Annotated in this window: 23 protein-coding genes and 2 tRNA genes; 14 read left to right on the forward strand and 11 right to left on the reverse strand. The window is 68.7% G+C overall.

The window, feature by feature from the left end:
* Window positions 1–81: 81 nt before the first annotated feature.
* Window positions 82–1,683, reverse strand: coding sequence for a GMC family oxidoreductase (locus FGX59_RS16835; protein WP_138468307.1), 1,602 nt, complete (start codon window positions 1,681–1,683; stop codon window positions 82–84).
* A gap of 99 nt (window positions 1,684–1,782) precedes the next feature.
* Here FGX59_RS16835 and FGX59_RS16840 point away from each other — a divergent pair, with 99 nt between their 5' ends.
* A complete protein-coding gene (locus tag FGX59_RS16840; RefSeq protein WP_138468308.1) occupies window positions 1,783–2,676 on the forward strand; it encodes a LysR family transcriptional regulator in 894 nt (297 codons plus the stop codon).
* Window positions 2,677–3,023: 347 nt separating this feature from the next.
* Here the strand turns inward: FGX59_RS16840 and FGX59_RS16845 are convergent.
* Window positions 3,024–3,098, reverse strand: a tRNA-Thr gene (locus FGX59_RS16845).
* 114 nt (window positions 3,099–3,212) lie between these two features.
* Here FGX59_RS16845 and FGX59_RS37595 point away from each other — a divergent pair.
* The 12 genes from FGX59_RS37595 to FGX59_RS16900 all read left to right on the forward strand — a co-directional run bounded on the left by FGX59_RS37595 (window position 3,213) and on the right by FGX59_RS16900 (window position 10,714).
* Window positions 3,213–3,356, forward strand: a complete 144-nt coding sequence (locus FGX59_RS37595; RefSeq protein WP_171060678.1) for a hypothetical protein — start codon at window positions 3,213–3,215, stop codon at window positions 3,354–3,356.
* Between the two features lie 3 nt (window positions 3,357–3,359).
* Complete coding sequence (murA, locus tag FGX59_RS16850; RefSeq protein ID WP_138468309.1) at window positions 3,360–4,625, forward strand: UDP-N-acetylglucosamine 1-carboxyvinyltransferase; 1,266 nt, start codon at window positions 3,360–3,362, stop codon at window positions 4,623–4,625.
* Window positions 4,622–5,098, forward strand: coding sequence for a DUF2948 family protein (locus FGX59_RS16855; protein WP_138468310.1), 477 nt, complete (start codon window positions 4,622–4,624; stop codon window positions 5,096–5,098). Before murA ends, FGX59_RS16855 begins: the two co-directional genes overlap by 4 nt.
* Window positions 5,099–5,173: 75 nt before the next feature.
* Entirely contained in the window at window positions 5,174–6,481 is a 1,308-nt protein-coding gene (gene hisD, locus FGX59_RS16860; protein WP_138468311.1) for a histidinol dehydrogenase, read from the forward strand.
* The gene (locus FGX59_RS16865) at window positions 6,478–6,945 is read left to right on the forward strand and encodes a UPF0262 family protein (protein ID WP_370296077.1); all 468 of its coding nucleotides are present in this window, start codon (window positions 6,478–6,480) and stop codon (window positions 6,943–6,945) included. Before hisD ends, FGX59_RS16865 begins: the two co-directional genes overlap by 4 nt.
* Window positions 6,946–6,947: 2 nt before the next feature.
* The gene (locus FGX59_RS16870) at window positions 6,948–7,538 is read left to right on the forward strand and encodes a GNAT family N-acetyltransferase (protein WP_138468313.1); all 591 of its coding nucleotides are present in this window, start codon (window positions 6,948–6,950) and stop codon (window positions 7,536–7,538) included.
* The gene (locus FGX59_RS16875) at window positions 7,520–8,389 is read left to right on the forward strand and encodes a nitrilase-related carbon-nitrogen hydrolase (RefSeq protein ID WP_138468314.1); all 870 of its coding nucleotides are present in this window, start codon (window positions 7,520–7,522) and stop codon (window positions 8,387–8,389) included. Before FGX59_RS16870 ends, FGX59_RS16875 begins: the two co-directional genes overlap by 19 nt.
* Before the next feature lie 164 nt (window positions 8,390–8,553).
* Window positions 8,554–8,772: a translation initiation factor IF-1 gene (infA, locus tag FGX59_RS16880; protein WP_011455993.1), complete on the forward strand. Its 219-nt coding sequence runs from the start codon at window positions 8,554–8,556 to the stop codon at window positions 8,770–8,772.
* Window positions 8,773–8,781: 9 nt separating this feature from the next.
* Window positions 8,782–9,360 carry a nucleoside triphosphate pyrophosphatase gene (locus FGX59_RS16885; RefSeq protein ID WP_138468315.1) on the forward strand — a complete coding sequence of 193 codons (579 nt, stop codon included), beginning with the start codon at window positions 8,782–8,784 and terminating at the stop codon, window positions 9,358–9,360.
* Window positions 9,357–10,388 (forward strand): ribonuclease E/G, encoded by a 1,032-nt coding sequence (locus tag FGX59_RS16890; protein ID WP_138468316.1) that lies wholly within the window; start codon window positions 9,357–9,359, stop codon window positions 10,386–10,388. The genes FGX59_RS16885 and FGX59_RS16890 overlap by 4 nt, the downstream gene beginning before the upstream one ends.
* Window positions 10,385–10,552 carry a DNA gyrase inhibitor YacG gene (locus FGX59_RS16895; RefSeq protein ID WP_138468317.1) on the forward strand — a complete coding sequence of 56 codons (168 nt, stop codon included), beginning with the start codon at window positions 10,385–10,387 and terminating at the stop codon, window positions 10,550–10,552. Before FGX59_RS16890 ends, FGX59_RS16895 begins: the two co-directional genes overlap by 4 nt.
* A gap of 87 nt (window positions 10,553–10,639) precedes the next feature.
* Window positions 10,640–10,714 (forward strand) — tRNA-Phe (locus FGX59_RS16900).
* A gap of 163 nt (window positions 10,715–10,877) precedes the next feature.
* On the opposite strand, the gene FGX59_RS16905 is transcribed toward FGX59_RS16900, so the two are convergent.
* The gene (locus FGX59_RS16905; RefSeq protein WP_138468318.1) at window positions 10,878–11,309 is read right to left on the reverse strand and encodes a MarR family winged helix-turn-helix transcriptional regulator; all 432 of its coding nucleotides are present in this window, start codon (window positions 11,307–11,309) and stop codon (window positions 10,878–10,880) included.
* A 113-nt stretch (window positions 11,310–11,422) separates the two neighbouring features.
* On the opposite strand from FGX59_RS16905, the gene FGX59_RS16910 reads away from it, so the two are divergent.
* Complete coding sequence (locus FGX59_RS16910; RefSeq protein ID WP_138468319.1) at window positions 11,423–11,833, forward strand: ester cyclase; 411 nt, start codon at window positions 11,423–11,425, stop codon at window positions 11,831–11,833.
* 9 nt (window positions 11,834–11,842) lie between these two features.
* Here the strand turns inward: FGX59_RS16910 and FGX59_RS16915 are convergent, their stop codons facing one another.
* The 8 genes from FGX59_RS16915 to FGX59_RS16950 all read right to left on the reverse strand — a co-directional run bounded on the left by FGX59_RS16915 (window position 11,843) and on the right by FGX59_RS16950 (window position 18,818).
* Complete coding sequence (locus FGX59_RS16915) at window positions 11,843–12,337, reverse strand: very short patch repair endonuclease (RefSeq protein WP_138468320.1); 495 nt, start codon at window positions 12,335–12,337, stop codon at window positions 11,843–11,845.
* A 78-nt stretch (window positions 12,338–12,415) separates the two neighbouring features.
* Window positions 12,416–12,721, reverse strand: coding sequence for a 2Fe-2S iron-sulfur cluster-binding protein (locus tag FGX59_RS16920; protein ID WP_138468321.1), 306 nt, complete (start codon window positions 12,719–12,721; stop codon window positions 12,416–12,418).
* Window positions 12,722–12,815: 94 nt separating this feature from the next.
* On the reverse strand, window positions 12,816–13,367 hold the full coding sequence (locus FGX59_RS16925) for a flavodoxin (protein WP_138468322.1): 552 nt from the start codon (window positions 13,365–13,367) through the stop codon (window positions 12,816–12,818).
* A gap of 133 nt (window positions 13,368–13,500) precedes the next feature.
* Window positions 13,501–14,832, reverse strand: a complete 1,332-nt coding sequence (locus FGX59_RS16930) for a glutamine synthetase family protein (protein WP_240722518.1) — start codon at window positions 14,830–14,832, stop codon at window positions 13,501–13,503.
* Window positions 14,829–15,644 carry an ABC transporter permease gene (locus FGX59_RS16935; protein WP_138468323.1) on the reverse strand — a complete coding sequence of 272 codons (816 nt, stop codon included), beginning with the start codon at window positions 15,642–15,644 and terminating at the stop codon, window positions 14,829–14,831. The genes FGX59_RS16930 and FGX59_RS16935 overlap by 4 nt, the downstream gene beginning before the upstream one ends.
* On the reverse strand, window positions 15,641–16,525 hold the full coding sequence (locus FGX59_RS16940; RefSeq protein WP_138468324.1) for an ABC transporter permease subunit: 885 nt from the start codon (window positions 16,523–16,525) through the stop codon (window positions 15,641–15,643). The genes FGX59_RS16935 and FGX59_RS16940 overlap by 4 nt, the downstream gene beginning before the upstream one ends.
* Window positions 16,522–17,658, reverse strand: coding sequence for an ABC transporter ATP-binding protein (locus FGX59_RS16945; RefSeq protein WP_138468325.1), 1,137 nt, complete (start codon window positions 17,656–17,658; stop codon window positions 16,522–16,524). The genes FGX59_RS16940 and FGX59_RS16945 overlap by 4 nt, the downstream gene beginning before the upstream one ends.
* A gap of 71 nt (window positions 17,659–17,729) precedes the next feature.
* Window positions 17,730–18,818, reverse strand: coding sequence for a polyamine ABC transporter substrate-binding protein (locus tag FGX59_RS16950; RefSeq protein ID WP_171060679.1), 1,089 nt, complete (start codon window positions 18,816–18,818; stop codon window positions 17,730–17,732).
* Window positions 18,819–18,978: the final 160 nt, after the last annotated feature.

An 18,978-nucleotide genomic window follows, 5' to 3' on the forward strand; every position in this document is an offset into this window, starting at 1 on the left:
GGGGGGGGGGGGGGGGGGGGGGGGGGGGGGGGGGGGGGGGGGGGGGGCCCCCCCCCCCCCCCCGCACCCCTCTCCCCGCGCTCAGCCCCGGGCGTCGGCGCGGATCATCTCCGCGGCCTTTTCCGCGATCATCACAACTGGCGAGGCGGTATTGCCGCTGGTGATCGTCGGCATGACAGAGGCATCGACCACGCGCAGCCCGGCCACGCCATGGACGCGCAGCCGGTCATCCACGACGGAGAGCGGATCGCGTCCCATTCTCGCCGTGCCCACCGGGTGGAAGATCGTCGTGCCGACGGCAGAGGCGGCCTCGGCCAGGGAGGCCTCGTCGGCATAGTCGGGGCCCGGCCGGATCTCTACGGGAGCGAAGGCGGCCAGCGGCTTCTGCGCCACGATCCGGCGGGTCAGCGCGATGGCGCGCGCCGCGATCTGCCGGTCGCCTTCGGTGGAGAGGTAGTTCGGCGCGATCCGCGGCTTGTCCCCGGCGCGGCCCGAGCGCAGCCGCACCGTGCCGCGGCTTTCCGGGCGCAGATGGCAGACCGAGGCGGTGAAGGCCGGGAACGGGTCCAGATCCTCGCCGAATTTCGGCAGCGAGAGCGGCTGCACATGGTATTCCAGATCGGGCGTTGCCACGTCGGGGCCGGAGCGGGCGAAGGCGCCGAGCTGCGAGGGCGCCATCGACATCGGCCCCGAACGCTTCAGCGCATATTCCAGCCCGATCTTCGCCTTGCCCAGCAGCGTCGCCGCGCGGGCATTGAGCGTGTCGACGCCGCTGACCCGGTAGGAGCAGCGCAGCTGCAGATGGTCCTGCAGGTTGCCGCCGACGCCTTCGGCCGCACGGCGCGGCGCGATGCCGGTCTCGGCCAGATGCGCCGCCGGGCCGATCCCCGAGAGCATCAGGATCTTGGGCGAGTTGATCGCCCCGGCCGAGAGGATCACCTCCGCGGCCGCGCGGATCTCGCGCCGCGCGCCGTTCTGCCGGATCGCCACGCCCGAGGCGCGGTCGCCGTCGAAGAGCACCTCCTCGACCTCGGCGCCGGTGATCACCGCCAGGTTCTGCCGCCCCTTGGCCGGGCGCAGGAAGCCCTTGGCCGTGTTCCAGCGCCAGCCGCGGCGCTGGTTCACCTGGAAGTAGCTGACCCCCTCGACGCTGCCGGTATTGAGGTCGTCGACCTTGGGGATGCCGGTCAGCGCGCAGGCCTCGGCGAAGGCGTCGAGGATGTCCCAGCTCAGCCGCTGGTGCTCCACCCGCCATTCGCCGCCCGCGCCGTGCAGCTCGGAGGCGCCGCCGAAATGGTCCTCGGATTTCAGGAAATAGGGCAGCACGTCGTCCCAGCCCCAGCCGGAATTGCCCATCTGCCGCCACTGGTCGTAATCCTCGGCATGGCCGCGCTGGTAGAGCATGCCGTTGATCGAGGTGCAGCCGCCCAGCACGCGGCCGCGCGGATAGCCGATGGCGCGGCCGCCGAGGCCGGGCTCGGGTTCGGTCTGGTAGCACCAGTCGGTGCGCGGATTGCCGATGCAGTAGAGATAGCCCACGGGGATGTGGATCCAGGGATAGCTGTCGCGCCCCCCGGCCTCGAGCACCGCGACGCGGGTCTTCCCGTCGGCGCTCAGCCGGTTGGCCAGCACCAGCCCGGCCGTGCCGCCGCCCACGATCACGTAGTCGAACTGATCCGTCATTGCGGTCCTCCCTCGCATGTCTCCTCGGCGGGCACTTTCCTCCCGGCCCCGGTGCATGTACATGAACGAATGTGAACGGCCTTTGTGCGGAAACGATCGATGCTCTACCACTGGGACGACATCCGCTTCTTCCTCGAACTCCACCGGGCGGGCTCGCTCAGCGCGGCCGCGAGGCGGCTGAAGGTCAGCCATACCACCGTCGCGCGCCACCTGGCGCGGCTGGAGCGCGATCTGGATGTCGAGCTGGCGGAGAAGGGCGAGGACGGGTTCCGGCTGACCCAGGCGGGATTCGACCTGCTCGGGCTGGCGCGCGAGATGGAGGATGCGGGCACCTCGATCGGCGACCGGATGGCGGCGAAGGGCACGGCGGTGACCGGCACGGTGCGGGTCGGCGCGCCGGACGGATTCGGCAATGCGGTCCTGTCCTCTCTGCTGCCCGGGCTGCGCCGCGCCCATCCCGGCATCGAGCTGGAGCTGGTGCCGGTGCCGGTCACACACAAGCTCTGGCGGCGGGATGTCGATATCGCGGTCAGCCTGGAGCGGCCCGAAACCGGGCGGTTGGTGATGCGCAAGCTCGCCGATTACGACTTGCGCCTCTACGGCGCGCCGGAGCTGCTGGCCGAAGGCGCGCCGCAGGACATCGCCGATCTCGCCGCCTATGACTTCGTCGGCTACATTCCCGACCTGCTCTATACCGGCGAGCTGAATTTCAACGCCCAGATCGCGCCGGGGCTGCGGGTGCCCTACCGCGCGGCGACGGTCCAGGCGCAGCTCGACGCGGTGCGGGCGGGGGCGGGGCTGGGGGTGCTGCCCTGCTACATGGCGGCGGGCAGCGGGCTGATGCCGGTGCTGACAGACCGGGTGGCCTTCACCCGCAGCTACTGGCTGCTGATTCCCGAGGAGATCCGCGACTGGCAGAAGGTGCGGCTGGTGGCCGACCATATCGCCGGGGCGGTGCGGCAGGATGCGGGGCGGTTCCGGTTCCGGGCCTGACGCAGGGCCGGCGGGGCCACCGGTGCGCAGGCTGGCAGATTCGCGGCCGGGCCCGGCCGCGGGCGGGCATTCGGCGCAGAGGAGGCCCTCGCTTTGGGCAGAGCTTGCCGCTCTGCGGCACGGGCGGCGCTTTTTCAGGACCGGGAAAGGGCCGTGGCTGGGCGATCCGCCGCTTGCCGGCGGTGGTCTGTGCCGCCTTTTGCGGCGGCATGTCCCGTATGCGGGCCGGTCCTGCCGGGGAGCGCCCGCAGGCGTCCAAGCCGTGACCAGCCGACCCGCAAGGGCGCGCATCTGCGGCGGCACAGCTTGGCTATCTGCTTGATATGCTTCGATCTTCTGGAGGTGTCTGGTGCCGCAGGGGAGGATTGAACTCCCGACCTCACCCTTACCAAGGGTGCGCTCTACCACTGAGCTACTGCGGCGCCGGTGCATCGTCCGGGGCTGCCCGGGCGGTGTGGAGCGGCTTCTATGCAGAACCGCGACGGGATGCAAGCGCAATCTGGACGCTTTTTTGCAACTCCTTTAAGAGCGCCTTCATGACAAGGAAAACCGACCCCGAGACGGAGAAGCCGGTGCCCCCCTCCAAGGAGGACCGGCTGAAGGCGGCGCTCAAGGCCAACTTGCAGCGGCGCAAGGCACAGGCAAAGGCCCGTCAGGCGCCGGAAGAAAACGAGGACTGAGCAATGGACGCCATACTGGTCAAGGGCAACGGCCCGCTGCACGGGCGCATCCCGATTGCCGGGGCCAAGAACGCCTGCCTCGGGCTGATGCCCGCCACGCTGCTGAGCGACGAGCCGCTCACGCTAACGAATGTCCCGCGGCTGTCGGACATCTCCACCATGTCGCACCTGCTCGAATCGCTGGGCACCGAGGTTGCGTCGATGGACGAGGGGCGGGTGATCGTCACCTCCTCGCACGAGATCTCGAACGACCGGGCCGATTACGACATCGTGCGCAAGATGCGCGCCTCCTTCCACGTGCTGGGCCCGCTTCTGGCGCGGCACGGCCATGCGGTGGTCTCGCTGCCGGGCGGCTGCGCGATCGGCGCGCGGCCGGTGAATTTCCACCTCGAAGGGCTGCAGGCGCTCGGCGCCGAGATGGAACTGCGGGACGGCTATGTCCATGCCGCGGCGCCGAAGGGGCTGACCGGGGCGCGGCACCGCCTGCCCTTCGCCTCGGTGGGGGCGACCGAGAACATCCTGATGGCGGCCACGCTGGCCCGCGGCACCACGGTCCTCGAGAACGCCGCGCGCGAGCCCGAGATCGTCGATCTGGTGAAATGCCTGCGCGCGATGGGCGCGCATATCTCGGGCGAGGGGACGGACACCCTGACCATCGAGGGCGTCGACCGTCTGCACGGCACCACCCACCGGGTCGTCGCCGACCGGATCGAGATGGGCACCTACATGCTGGCGCCGGTCATCACCCATGGCGAGGTGGAGCTGGTCGGCGGCTCGATCGAGCTCCTGGGCAGTTTCGTGGAGAAGCTGCACGAGGCCGGGGTCGAGGTCACGCCCACCAATGAGGGCATCCGCGTCAAGCGCGGCGCCGACCGGATCCGCGCCGTCGATGTCCGCACCGAGGTCTTCCCGGGCTTCCCGACCGACCTGCAGGCGCAGATGATGGCGCTGATGTGCACCGCCGAGGGCAGCTGCACACTGGAGGAGACGATCTTCGAGAACCGCTTCATGCACGCGCCGGAGCTGACGCGGATGGGCGCGCGGATCGATGTCCACGGCAATACCGCCACCGTCACCGGCGTCGAGCGGCTCAAGGGCGCGCCCGTGATGGCGACCGACCTGCGGGCCTCGGTCTCGCTGATTCTCGCGGCGCTGGCCGCCGAGGGCGAGACGTTGGTCAGCCGGGTCTACCATCTCGACCGCGGCTACGAGCGGGTCGAGGAGAAGCTGGGCGGCTGCGGCGCCCTGATCGAGAGGGTGGCGGCATGAGCGACGCGCGCTTCGAGGACGGGGCGGAGCATCCGCTCCGCCTGCTGGCCGCCGATGCCGAGGATCTGGGCGTCGTCTCCACGCTGGTGCAGGACGCGGTCCTGCCGGTGACGGAAATGACCTGGGAGCCGAAGGCGCGGCGGTTCTCGCTCCTGCTGAACCGCTTCCGCTGGGAGGACCGCGCCGCGGCCGAGCGCGCCGGGCGCGCGGTCGAGCGGGTGCGGAGCGTCCTGACCGTCGGCGATGTCCGCAAGGTCTCGAGCCAGGGCATCGACCGCAGTGACGCCGATCTGGTCCTGTCGCTGCTGTCCGTGGAGTTCGAGCCGGGCGAGGACGGGCAGGGCGCCGTGATCCTGACCTTCGCCGGGGACGGGGCGCTGCGCTTCGAGGCGGAATGCATCGACGTGCTGCTCAGCGACGTGACCCGGCCCTATGCCGCGCCGTCGGGCAAGGTGCCGCAGCACCCCGCATAGTCCGAATGGACGAGGCGCCCCGGACTTGTGGCCTTGGCCCGGGGCGGGTAGAGACAAACGCCAAGCGAGGGCGCCATGGTACAGTACCTGTCTACAGACTCCGGGGATTTCGAGGCCGCATTTTCGGCGCTCCTTTCGGCGAAGCGGGAGGACAGTCCGGATGTCGACGCCGTCGTGGCCGGGATCATCGCAGATGTGCGCGCCCGCGGCGATGCCGCCGTCATCGAGCTGACCGCGAAATTCGACCGGCTGGAGCTGACGCCCGCGACCCTGGCCTTCTCGCAGGACGAGATCGACGCTGCCTGCGCCACCGTGCCTGCAGCAGAGCGCGAGGCGCTGGAGCTGGCCGCCGCCCGCATCCGCGCCTATCACGAGCGCCAGCTGCCCGAGGATGCGCGCTGGACCGACCCGTCGGGGGCCGAACTCGGCTGGCGCTGGACGCCGGTCGAGGCGGCCGGGCTCTATGTGCCGGGCGGGCTGGCAAGCTATCCCTCTTCGGTGCTGATGAACGCGATCCCCGCTGCGGTCGCCGGGGTGGAGCGGCTGGCGATCTGCGCGCCCACGCCGGACGGCCAGGTCAATCCGCTGGTCCTCTTGGCGGCGCGGCTCTCGGGCGTGGACACGGTCTACCGCATCGGCGGCGCCCAAGCGGTGGCGGCGATGGCCTACGGCACCGAGACGATCCGGCCGGTCGACAAGATCACCGGACCGGGCAACGCCTTCGTCGCCGCGGCCAAGCGGCGGGTCTTCGGCAAGGTGGGGATCGACATGATCGCCGGTCCCTCCGAGATCCTGGTGATCGCCGACAGGGACAACGATCCCGACTGGCTGGCCATCGATCTGCTGAGCCAGGCCGAGCATGACCAGAGCGCCCAGTCGATCCTGATCACCGACGACGCGGAGTTCGGCAAGGCGGTCGCGGCTGCGGTCGACAAGCGGCTGGAAACGCTGGAGCGGCGCGAGATCGCCGCCGCGAGCTGGCGCGATTTCGGCGCGGTCATCACCGTGCGCGATCTCGACGAGGCGGCGCGTCTGTCCGACCGGGTGGCGCCCGAGCACCTGGAGCTTTGCGTTGCCGATCCCGAGGCGCTGTCGCGGAAGATCCGCCATGCCGGCGCGATTTTCCTCGGCGCCTGGACGCCCGAAGCCATCGGCGACTATGTCGGCGGGCCGAACCACGTGCTGCCGACGGCGCGCTCGGCGCGGTTCTCCTCCGGCCTCTCGGTGATGGATTTCGTCAAGCGCACCACGCTGGCGCGGATGACCCCGGGCGCGCTGGCCGCGATCGGCCCGGCGGCCGAGACCCTGGCGCAGTCGGAAAGCCTCGAAGCGCACGGGCTGTCGGTCCGGGCGCGCCTGGACAAGCTGAACGAGGACGCATGATGACCGACCGGCTGTCGCATATCGAACTCGATCTCGGCGAAGCGGCCCCGCCCTCGCCGGAGATGCTGCAGGAGCAGCAGGTGGCGATCTTCGACCTGATCGAGGAGAACAGCTTCGCGCTGCCGGACGCGCCCCGGGGCCCCTATGTGCTGACCCTGTCGCGCACGGGATCGCGGCTGGGCTTCGACTTGGCCTCGGGCGGCGCACCGGCGGCGCAGTTCGAGCTGTCGCTCGGGCCGCTGCGCCAGATCGTCAAGGATTACGGCCAGATCTGCGCCAGCTACTACGAGGCGGTGAAGACCGCCCGGGCCAGCGAGATCGAGACGCTGGACGACGCCCGCCGCGGCATCCACCGCGAAGGCGCGCGCGAGCTGCGCGAGCGGCTGGAGGGCAAGGCGGCAGTCGATGCCGAGACCGCGCGGCGGCTCTTCACCCTGGTCTGCGTGCTGCTCGCGGAGGTCTGAGCTTGGCCGTCGAGATCCGCCCGCTGACCGGGGCAGAGCTGGCCGCCGCGCTCGGCGATCTCGCCCGGCTGCGGATCGAGGTGTTCCGCGCCTGGCCCTATCTCTATGACGGCGATCCCGATTACGAGGCGCGCTACCTGGCGGGCTACGGCGAGACGCCGAACGCGATTCTCGTTGCTGCGCTCGATGGCGGCCGGGTGGTCGGCGCCTCCACCGGCCTGCCGCTCGCGGCGCATCGCGCCGCCGAGGCCGGGGGCAGCTGGCCCGAGGGCGCGCCGCCGGTCGGCGACATCTTCTACTGCGCCGAAAGCGTGCTCCTGCCGGAGTACCGCGGGCAGGGGATCGGCCACCGCTTCTTCGACTACCGCGAGGCGCAGGCGCGCGAGGCGGGATTCGCCTGGTCCTGCTTTGCCGGGGTGATCCGGCCAGCGGACCACCCGATGAAGCCCGCCGCCTACCGTCCGCTCGACCCGTTCTGGCGCGCGCGCGGCTACGACCCGCTGCCCGGCGCGATCGAGCGCTTCACCTGGAAAGATGTCGGCGACAGCGCCGAGACCAAGAAGGAGCTTCAGGTTTGGCTGAAAAAGCTGTGATCCGGCTGGCCGCGGCGGCCTATCCGATCGAATCGCTGAAGACGATGGCGGCGCTTTGCGCCAAGCTCGACGCCTGGGTGCGGGAGGCGGCGGAGGCCGGGGCCGAGATCGCGGTCTTCCCCGAATATGCCGGGATGGAGCCCGCGCTGGTCGGCGGCACCACGCCGGAGGACTGGCTGGAGGCCGCGGCCGGGCTCGTGCCGGCCTATCGCGACCACCTGGCCGGGCTCGCCCGCGCGCACGAGATCGCCATCCTCACCGGCTCCTGCCCCGAACGGGTCGGCGGCGCGCTGCGCAACCGCGCCTGGTTCTGCCTGCCCGACGGCACGATGTCGCCGGTCGACAAGCGCGTCCTGACGCCGTGGGAGCGGGCGAATACCGCGATGGAGCCCGGCGACAGCCTGGCCGCCTTCGACACGCCCTGGGGCCGGATCGGCATCGTCATCTGCTATGACAGCGAATTCCCCCGGCTGGTGCGCGCGCTCGGCTGCGACGTGCTGCTGGTCCCGGCCTGCACCGAGGGGCTCTCGGGGCAGGGGCGGCTGCGGATCGCCGCGCAGGCCCGCGCGCTGGAGAACCAGTGCGTCACCGTCCATGCGCCGCTGCTGGGCCAGACCTACTGCCCCTATGTCGACACCAATACCGGCCAGGCGGGCATCTACACGCCGCCCGACCGCGGTCTGCCGGCCGACGGCGTTCTGGCCCAGGGCGTCCTGAACCGGCCCGGCTGGGTGATTGCCGACGCGCCGCTGGGCCTGGTGAAGGCGCGCCGCAGCGATGGCGAGGCGACGCTGCGCAGCGACTGGGATGACGGGACATACGAGGTCGTGGCCACGCCGCTGTCGCTCTAGCCCGGCGGGCGGACGGGGCGCGTCGGTGCATTTTTGCGGCGATTCGCGGTAACAACTGGCGGCTATGCGATTCGTGCCCTTGATTTGCACCGGGTTTCGGCGCATCTACACGCTCATTCCGGACTCAGGCCCGGAATGTGTTCGAAATCAATTACGGAGTGACCATGGCCAAGGAAGAAATGCTCGAATTTCCTGGTGTCGTGAAGGAACTCCTGCCGAATGCGACGTTCAGGGTCGAGCTGGAAAACGGCCATGAGATCATCGCACACACGGCAGGAAAGATGCGCAAGAACCGGATTCGTGTTCTTGCCGGCGACAAAGTCCAGGTGGAAATGACCCCCTACGATCTGACCAAGGGTCGGATCAACTACCGCTTCAAGTAAGGTCAGCCCTTGCGACTGATTCTGGGATCGGGCTCGCCCCGGCGGCGGGAGCTGTTGTCTCAGCTCGACATCGTTCCGGATGCGATCCTTCCCCCCGAAATCGACGAGGACCCGCGCGCAGGAGAACTGCCGCGGGTCTATTGCCATAGAATCGTGACCGAGAAGGTCGCCGCCGTGCCCGCCAAGCCGGGGGATCTGGTGCTCTGCGCCGATACCACCGTCGCGCTCGGCCGCCGCATTCTCGGCAAGCCCGCCGATGCCGAGGAGGCGCGCGCCTTCCTGCGGCTCTTGTCGGGCCGCCGCCACCGGGCGATCACCGCCGTGGCCGTCAGCCGCGACGGCGCCGTCCGCGACCGCGTGGTGCAGAGCCAGATCCGCATGAAGCGCCTGACCGAGGCCGAGATCGAGGCCTATATCGACAGCGGCGAGTGGCAGGGCAAGGCCGGGGGCTATGCCATCCAGGGCCGCGCCGCCGCCTTCGTCGCCTGGATCGAGGGCTCCTTCACCGGCATCGTCGGCCTTCCCCTTGCCGAAACCTCGGCGCTGCTGCGCTCCTTCGGCTACCCTGTGATGGGAGTTCCCGCATGAACGGATACCAGATCCTGACCGGCCTCTGGCGGGGCCGCGACACCGCCGTGCTGCTCCGGGACGGCGTGCTCGAGGACGTGCTCGTCGCGCCCGAAGAGGACCGCCCGGCGATCGGCGCGATCTACCGCGCCGTGGTCGACCGTCCGCTGAAGGGGCAGGGCGGGGTGATCCTGACGCTCGGCGGCGGGCAGAAGGGCTATTTCCGCCAGGCCAAGGGGCTGCACCCGGGCGAGCGGATGCTGGTCCAGGTGACCGGCTATGCCGAGCGCGGCAAGGCCGTGCCGGTGACCCCGCGGCTGCTGTTCAAGAGCCGCTACGCCATCGTCACGCCGGATGCGCCGGGGGTGAACATCTCCCGCCAGATCCGCGACGAGGAGCTGCGCGAGAAGATCGCGGCCGTCGCGCATGACATCGCGCTGGAGCCCGGCCATGGCGCCATCCTGCGCTCGGTCTCGGGCGAGGCGGGGGCCGAGGAGCTGGCCGACGACCTGGCCTCCATGGCCGAGCTGGCGGCGCAGGTCTGCGCCGACACCGAAGGCGAGCCGGAACTGCTGGTCGACGGCCCGGCCCCGGCCGATCTGGCCTGGCGCGACTGGCCCGAGCCCGACGAGGTCCTGGAGGATCCGGCTGCCTTCGCGCATTTCGGCATCGAGGAGCTGATCGCCGAGGTGCTCGCCCCGCGCGCGGAGCTCGAGGGCGGGGGGTCGCTCTATGTCGAGCCGACCCGCGCGCTGGTGGCGGTCGACGTCAATACCGGCGCGGACACCTCGCCTGCAGCCGGGCTGAAGGCGAATATCGCCGCCGCCCGCGCGCTGCCGCGTCTTCTGCGGCTGAAGGGGCTGTCCGGGCAGATCGTTCTGGATCTCGCGCCGATGCCGAAGAAGGACCGCACCCGCTGGGAGCAGGTGCTGAAGGCGGCGCTGCGCGACGATCCGGTGGAGACGAGCTTCGTCGGCTGGACGCCGCTGGGCCATGCCGAGCTGCAGCGCAAGCGCGAGCGGCTGCCGCTCCACGAGGTGCCGGCATGAGCTGCCCGATCTGCGACAAGCCCGCCGATGCGCGCTACCGCCCGTTCTGTTCGAGGCGCTGCGCGGATGTGGATCTGGGCCGCTGGCTCCGCGGATCCTACGCGATTCCGGCCGAGGCGGATCCCGATGACGACCTCCCTCAGGACCCTCCGCAGCGTCACTGAATTTTTTTCGAAATTGGCTCTGGACAGTCCCCGCGACCTTAACTAGAACGCCCAAACCCGAGCGGAGAACTTCACCGCTCAGCCCGTGCCCGGGTAGCTCAGGGGTAGAGCAGTGGATTGAAAATCCTCGTGTCGGTGGTTCGATTCCGCCCCCGGGCACCACTTAACTCCCTCTCAGGATTGGTGGTTTTGCATCGCTTCGCGATGTCCCTGCGGACGCGCGGCGACGCTTGTCTTGCCCTTGTCCGCGGCGTGCTGGCTGTCTTGGGGCACGGACGCCGCTCCGGCAGGACGGCCCTTCGCAGCGACCGCGTGCGGCGCCGTTTCAGCCCGGGTCGCCGAGCCGCGCCATCGCGTCGATCACCTGGCGGAGCGCGGCTTTCTCCTCTGCGCTCATCCCGGCGATCCAGCGCTCTGCCAGCCAGGCGCTGCGCGCTGCGCGGGACTGGGCGAGCAGCGCCCGTCCCGCGGCCGTCACGGCGAAGAGCACCGCCCGCGCATCGCCAGGGTCGCGCGTCCCCGCGACCAGCCCGCTCTCCGCCATCTCGGCCAGAAGCGTGCGCATGCTCTGATGCGCGACCCCCCGCAGCCGCGCCAGCATGGCGGCGCTGAGCAGCCGCGGCGAACGGTCGAGATGGCCGAGCGTGTCGATGCGGGCATCCGAGGGCGTGCCCGCCGCCTGCCGCGTGCGGCGCACGAAGGCGCCGGTCGCCGCCCGCATCCGCTCTGCCAGTTCCAGGTCCTCCGGATCGGCCATCTCCGCCTCCCGCCTTTGCATCCTCTTCAGGGATACAGGCAGTGCGCCGGTCATTGCAAGAAATCGAACGGAGAACTATACAGTATAACTGTATAGATTCGACGGAGCGAGACATGGCAGAACCGGATCCGAAGGATGTTGTCCAGCGTTTCAACCGCGAGGTCATCGAGGGCGGCAGCCGCGCGGCCTTCCTGGCGCTGATGGCGGAGGATTTCGTCAACCACTCGGCCCCGCCGGGGGCGCCGTCCGGGGCCGAAGGGATGTGGGCGACCTTCGAGACGGTGCTGCGCCCGGCGATCTCCGGGCTCCGCGTCGAGATCGCGGAGCAGATCGCCGAGGGCGACAAGGTCACGACGCGCAAGGCGATCACCGGCACCCTGACCGGCCCGCTTCTCGGCGTCCCGGCGGATGGCAGGCCGATCCGGATCGAGGTCATCGACATCGTGCGCGTCGCCCGCGGCCGCTATGCCGAGCACTGGGGGATCAACACGCTCGCGGCGGTGCTGGCGGGCCGAAGCGCCTGAGCGCCGCGCTCAGTCCGCCGGCGGCAGGGCAGGGGCCTGGCGGGCGGGCACCAGCGGGGCGGCGGGAATCTCCGCCTGCCTGCCTTCTGCAGCGGTGATGAAGGCGGCAAGCGCCGCCAGGGTCTCTTCGCGGAAGGGCGCGTCGAGCCCGCATTCCCAGACCGTCGCCACGCGCCAGCCCGCTTCGAGCAGCGCCGCCTCGTTGCGGGCGTCGCGCGCGGTATTGGCGGCGAACTTGGCGCTCCAGTATTCCGTGCGGCTCTTCGGCTCCGAGGCCTTGGCGCAGCCCGCATGGCGGTGCCAGAAGCAGCCATGCACGAAGACCACGGTGTTCCATTTGCGCAGCACCAGATCGGGGCGGCCGGGCAGCTTGCGGACATCGATGCGGAAGCGGAACCCGGCGGCGTGCAGCGCCCGGCGCACGGCCAGCTCCGGGCGGGTATTCTTGCGCCGGATCGCGGCCATCATCCGCGACCGCACCTCCGGCGTCACCACATCGGCCATCCTGCCCGCTCCTTCCGCTGGGATCAGGATAGGCGGCGGCCGCCCCCGTGCAAGGGGTCCCGCCGCCGCAAGCCGGGATCAGGGCAGCGAGACGGTCAGCCCGTCCAGCGCCTCGGTCCAGAGTATCTGGCAGGAGAGCCGCGAGGTCGCGCCGCGCTCGGGCAGCAGCGGGATCACCTTCGCCTCCAGCTCCTCGGGCGGGAGCACCTTGCCGGTCCAGTCCTCGGCGACCTTGACGTGGCACATGCCGCACTGGCCGGAGCCGCCGCAGCGGGGCGGCACGAACATGCCCCAGTCGCGCAGGATCTCCATCACGCGCCAGCCTTCGAGGGCCTGCAGCTCGTGCTGCGTGCCCTGCTTGTCGATCAGTTTCACGATGCCCATGGCGTTTCCTTGTCTGCTGGGAGAGGCCCGGAGCGGCTCCGGGCGGCCTGGCAGCGGGAAGGGGCGCTGAACCGCCCGCTCCCCGCAGGCGGGATCAGGCGGCGAGCGCCGGCAGGCCCATATCGGCGGCGATCAGGTCCAGCCACTTGGCCAGCCGCTCGTCGGTCAGCGCGGATTCGTTGTCGAGATCCAGCGCCAGCCCGAGGAACTCGCCATCCACCTCGGCCATCGAGAATTCATGGCCGAAGCCCTCGGTCGGGAAGTTGCCGATGCAGGTGGCGCCGCGCTCGGTGAAGAACTCGTGCAGGTGGAAGATGCCGTTCACGAACTCGGTCGGGTAGGTGATCTGGTCGCCCAGCCCGTAGAGCGCGATGGTCTTGCCGGAGAAGTCCTGGTCCTCGAGCTGCGGCAGGAATTCCAGCCAGCTTTCCTCCTGGGCCTCGGAGGCCAGGCCGGGCAGCTCGCCTTCGCCCAGCGTCGGCGTGCCGAGGATGAGGAAGTCGTAGGACATGAAGTCCTCGACCGTGGCGCGGTTGACGTTGAGCGGCTTCGCCATCGTGTCGTCGTCGAACTTGCGCTTGATCTGCTTGGCGATCTTGCGGGTATTACCGGTATCCGTGCCGAAGAAGATGCCGATCCTGGCCATGAGATGTCCCCTCTTTTGAAGCTCTGGGGAGATCCGAGCAGGCGGCGTGCCAAGAGGCGGCGGCGGCAGGGGGGAGGTGGCGATTGGCGGAAACCCGACAGGATTTGTCGGACTTCCGCCGTCCCGGCGCGGATCAGAACCGCGTCAGGTAGGTTTCGTATTCCAAGGGCGGGATGATCGTGGTCAGCTCCTCGATCTCCTTGCGCTTCACCGCCACGAAGACGTCGCGGAAGGCCTCGCCGAAGATCTCGGCGGCGATTTCGGAGGTCGCGAAGCGGTCGACGGCCAGCTCCCAATGCGCGGTCAGGGGCTCTTTCGGCTCGTGCTCCTCGTCGATCATCGGGCCGGGCTCCAGTCCCCGCTCGATGCCGTAGAGCATGCCGCCGAGGATCGCGGCGATCACCATGTAGGGGTTGGAATCGGCGCCCGCGATGCGGTGCTCCAGCCGCGCGGCGACGCCGGAGCTTTCGGCGACGCGCACCGCGACGCCGCGGTGGTCCAGCCCCCATTCCGGCGCGTTCGGCGCGAAGCTCATCGCGCCGAAGCGGCGGAAGCTGTTCATGTGCGGGGCGAAGATCGCATGCAGGTCGCGCATCGTCGCCAGCGTGCCCGCGACGGCCGAGGACAGCAGCGGCCCGGGCTCGCCCGGCTGGTCGAAGATGTTCCTTCCCTCGCTGTCCAGCACCGAGACATGGACATGCATGCCCGAGCCCGGCTCGTCGCCATAGGGCTTGGCCATGAAGGTGCCCTCGAGCCCGTGGCGGCCCAGCACCCCGCGCACCGCGCGGCGGAACAGCACGGCCCGGTCGCCGGAGTCGAGCGCGGGACCGTGATGGAAATTCACCTCGAACTGGCCGGGGCCGTATTCCGCGGTGACCGTGTCGGTCGGGATGTTCTGCGCGGCGCAGATGTCGCCGATCTCGTCCAGCCAGGCGGAGGCGCGGTGCATGACCTCCATGTCGTAGTTCTGGGCGGGGGGCGTCCGCTCGGGCGGCTGCGGCGGGTGGTCGACGCTTTCGCGGTGCTCGAGCGCGTAGAATTCCAGCTCGGGCGCCACGACCGGGGTCCAGCCCTTTTCGGCATAGCGCGCCAGCACCCGCTTCAGGAGCGTCCGCGGGCTGAGATCCGAGGGCACGCCCAGCTCTTCCTCCAGGTCGACCAGGACCTGGGCGGTGGGGCGGTCGGCCCAGGGCACCGGCACCAGCGTTCCGGGCACCGGCACCAGCACGCCGTCGGGATCGCCGACGACGATGCCCAGCCCGGTCTCGGTCACCTCATGGCCGCGGATCGACACGGCGCAGGTGGAATAGGGGATCCGCACCTTGCCCTTGGCGATCTTCTTCCACTGGTCGCCGGGCATCCACTTGCCGCGGAAGATGCCGTTGAGGTCGCACAGGAGAAGCTCGATGCGCTCCGGTTCCCCGTATTCGGCGCAATAGGCTTTGTACTCTTCTTCGAATGTCACTTCTGGCCTTCCCGTTCCTCGGTCTCCCGCCGCGCGATCTGGCGTTTCGAGACGAGAGCCGCGACCACGACTCCGACGGCTACGATGGAGATCAGGATGGTAGACAGCGCATTAATCTCGGGCGAGACGCCCAGGCGCATCGACGAGAATATCTTGATCGGCAGCGTTGTGGAAGAGGGACCCGAGGTGAAGGAGGCGATCACCAGGTCGTCGAGCGACAGGGTGAAGGCCAGAAGCCAGCCCGAGACCACCGCGGGGGCGATGATCGGCAGGGTGACGAAGCCGAAGGCCTGCATCGGCGAACAGCCGAGATCGAGCGCCGCCTCTTCCAGCGAGCGGTCGAAGGTGACGAGCCGCGAGGAGACCACCACCGAGACGTAGCACATCGAGAAGGTGGTATGCGCCAGGATGATCGTCAGGATCCCGCGGTCGAGCCCGATCGCGATGAAGAGCAGCAGCAGCGACAGGCCGGTGATGACCTCGGGCATGACGAGCGGCGCGTAGATCATCCCCGAGAACAGCGTCCGCCCGAGGAAGCGGCGCTCGCGCACCAGCACCCAGGCGGCCATCGTGCCCAGCACCGTGGCGATGGTCGAGGACACCACGGCCACGCGCAGCGTCACCCAGGCGGCGTCGAGGAACTGCTGGTTGCGCAGCAATTCGCCGTACCACTTGGTCGAGAAGCCCGCCCAGACGGTCACCAGCCGGGACTCGTTGAAGCTGTAGATCATCAGCAGCAGCATCGGCAGGTAGAGGAAGGCCAGCCCCAGCGACAGCGAGGTGGCGTTGAAGAAGGACATGTTGCGCTTCATGCGTTCTTCTCCTCGTTGCGCTGGAAGAGCACGATCGGGATCACCAGGATCAGGAGCAGCACGACCGCCACCGCCGAGGCCACCGGCCAGTCGCGGTTGTTGAAGAACTCCTCCCACAGCACCTTGCCGATCATCAGCGTCCTCGAGCCGCCGAGGATCGAGGGGATCACGAATTCGCCGAGCGAGGGGATGAAGACCAGGAAGCAGCCGGCGATGATCCCGGGCTTCGACAGCGGGAAGGTCACCCGCCAGAAGGCCGAGACGCGCGAGCAGCCCAGATCCTCGGCCGCTTCCAGCAGGCTCTCGTCGAGCTTCTCGAGGCTGGCATAGACCGGCAGGATCATGAAGGGCAGGTAGGTGTAGACGATGCCGATATAGACGGCGATCTGGGTGTTGAGGATCGTCAGCGGCTGGTCGACCACCCCGAGCCACAGCAGCACCTGGTTCAGGTAGCCCTCGCTGGAGAGGATGCCGATCCAGGCATAGACGCGGATCAGCGCCGAGGACCAGAAGGGCAGGATGATCAGCATCATCAGCGTCGGGCGCCATTCGCTGCGCGCCCGCGACATCGCATAGGCGACCGGATAGCCGATCAGGAGCGTGAAGAAGGTCGCGACCGCCGCGATTTTCAGCGAGGAGACATAGGATTTCCAGTAGAGGTCATCCTCGGTCAGCCAGACGAAATTCTCGAAATCGAGCCCGGAGAAGAGCTCCTTCAGGCCCGCCCAGCCCGCCGAGAGGTCGAATGTCGGGGCATAGGGCGGGATCGCGACGGCCGTGTCCGAGAGCGAGATCTTCAGCACGATCAGGAAGGGCACCATGAACAGGGCCAGCAGCCAGCCATAGGGCGTGGCGATCAGGAACAGGCGGCGGAAGTTCATGAGGCCAGCACCACCCCGGCATGGCGGCTCCAGCTCAGCCAGACCCGGTCGTTCCAGGTGAAGCGGCTGGCGGCGTAGCGTTCGGCATTGGTCATCAGCGCCTTGATCATCTGCCCGCTGTCGAGCCGGACGTGATAGGTGCTGACATCGCCGAGATAGCCGATATCGACGATCGTGCCCTCGACCGAGTTGATGCGGTCGGGATGCGGCTCGGCGCCGACCCAGATCTTCTCGGGGCGGATCGCGTAGAAGACGCTCTGGCCCGGGGCGACGGTTTCCGCGCAGCGGGTCATGACCGGCTTCGCGCCCTCGGCATAGGCGATGGCGATCTCCTCGCCGACCGCCGCCACCCGGCCCTCGAGGATCGAGACCTCGCCGATGAAATCCGCGACATAGCGCGAATTGGGCGTCTCGTAGATATTCTGCGGCGTGTCCACCTGGCAGAGCCTGCCGGCATCCATCACCGCCACGCGGCTGGCGACGGTCATCGCCTCCTCCTGGTCATGGGTGACGATGACGAAGGTGGTGCCGGTCTTCTCCTGGATGTCCATCAGCTCGAACTGGGTGTCCTGGCGCAGCTTCTTGTCGAGCGCGCCCAGCGGCTCGTCGAGCAGCAGGAGCTTCGGGCCCAGGGCGAGCGAGCGGGCGAGGGCCACGCGCTGGCGCTGGCCGCCCGAGATCTGGTGCGGCTTCCTGCGGGCGAACTGTTCGAGCCGCGTCAGGCGCAGCATCTCCTCGACCCGCGCCTTGATCGTGTTCTTGTCCTGGCCCGCGCGGCGCAGGCCGAAGGCGATGTTGTCCCAGACGGTCAGATGCGGAAACAGCGCGTAGCTCTGGAACATCATGTTCACCGGGCGCTTGTTCGGCGGCACCGGGGCGATGTTCTTGCCCTCGAGCCAGATCGTGCCCTCGGTCGGCGACTCGAAGCCCGCGAGCATGCGCATCAGCGTGGTCTTGCCGCAGCCCGACGGGCCGAGAAGCGCGAAGAATTCCTTCGGGTAGATCTGCAGGTCGATCGATTGCAGCGCGGTGAAATCGCCGAAGCGCTTGGTCACGCCCTCGAAACGGATCAGCGGCACCGCTGCCGGATCGTTCCAGGGGGCAAACGGGGCGGGGGCGGGCTTGTTATCCATATGAAACCTGGAACGCTCTACGTCTGAAAAGAAAAAGGGGACCGGCCAGTGCGGCGCGGTCCCCAGCCGGATCAGGTGCCCGACTTGATCTTGGTCCAGAGCCGGGTCACGACCCGCTGCACCTTGGGATCGTAGGCCGTCACCGTGTAGAGGTTTTCCATGGTCTCTTCAGATGGGTAGATCGCCGGATCGCCGATCACGTCCTCGTTGAGGTATTCCTGCGACGCCTTGTTGCCGTTGGCATAGTAGACGTAGTTCGAGGCGGTCGCCATGTTCTGGGCGTCCATCATGAAGTTCAGGAAGGCCAGGGCGCCTTCGGGGTTCGGCGCGTCCGCCGGGATCGCCATGTTGTCGAACCACATCAGCGCGCCTTCCTTCGGCGGATTGTAGGCGATCTCGACGCCGTTATCCGCTTCGGCGGCGCGGTCGCGCGCGATCAGCACGTCACCCGACCAGCCGAAGGCAACGCAGATCTCGCCATTGGCAAGCGCGTTGAGGTACTCCGAGCTGTGGAACTTCGTGATATAGGGACGCACGGCCATGAGGACCGCTTCAACCTTCGCGATCACATCCGGGTCGTGGCTGTCCGGGTCTTCGCCGATATAGGTCAGAGCGGCGGGAATGATCTCGGTCGGGGCGTCGAGGAAATGCACGCCGCATTCAGCGAGCTTTTCCATGTTCGCGGGATCGAAGACCAGATCGAGGCTGTCGACCGGAGCGTCCTCGCCGAGAACTTCTTTCACCTTTTCGACATTGATGCCGATGCCTGTGGTGCCCCACATGTAGTTGACGGAATAGGCGTTGTCCGGATCGTATTTGGCAGTCCGCTCCTTGACGATGTCCCAGAGGTTCTCCGCGTTCGGCAGTTGGGAATAGTCGAGCTTCTGGTAGACGCCTGCCTGGATCTGGCGGGCAAGGAACGTGCCGGTCGGCACCACGACATCATAGCCGGTGCCGCCTGCCAGCAGCTTGGTTTCGAGAACCTCGTTGGAGTCGTATACGTCGTAGACCAGCTCCAGCCCGGTCTCCTGCTCGAACTTCTCCAGCAGCGACTCGTCAATGTAATCCGACCAGTTGTAGACATGGACGGTGCCCTCGGCAGCCAGGGCGGCCGTCCCGCAGAGCAGTCCGGCAGCCAGCGGCAGCAGTGCCTTCTTCATCATGGTTTCCCCGTTGAACTCATGCATTCCCGGCTCACTGTGTGAAGAATTATCTGCCGCCGCAAGAGTGCCCGTGCGGCCGCGACGGATTTGCCGAGCGTCAAGATTGACAGCTGCCGCGTTCCTACGCACGGTGTGGACACGCCGCTGCCCGCGCCCT

This window comes from Poseidonocella sp. HB161398 (assembly GCF_005870025.1).
Taxonomy (GTDB): Bacteria; Pseudomonadota; Alphaproteobacteria; order Rhodobacterales; family Rhodobacteraceae; genus Mangrovicoccus.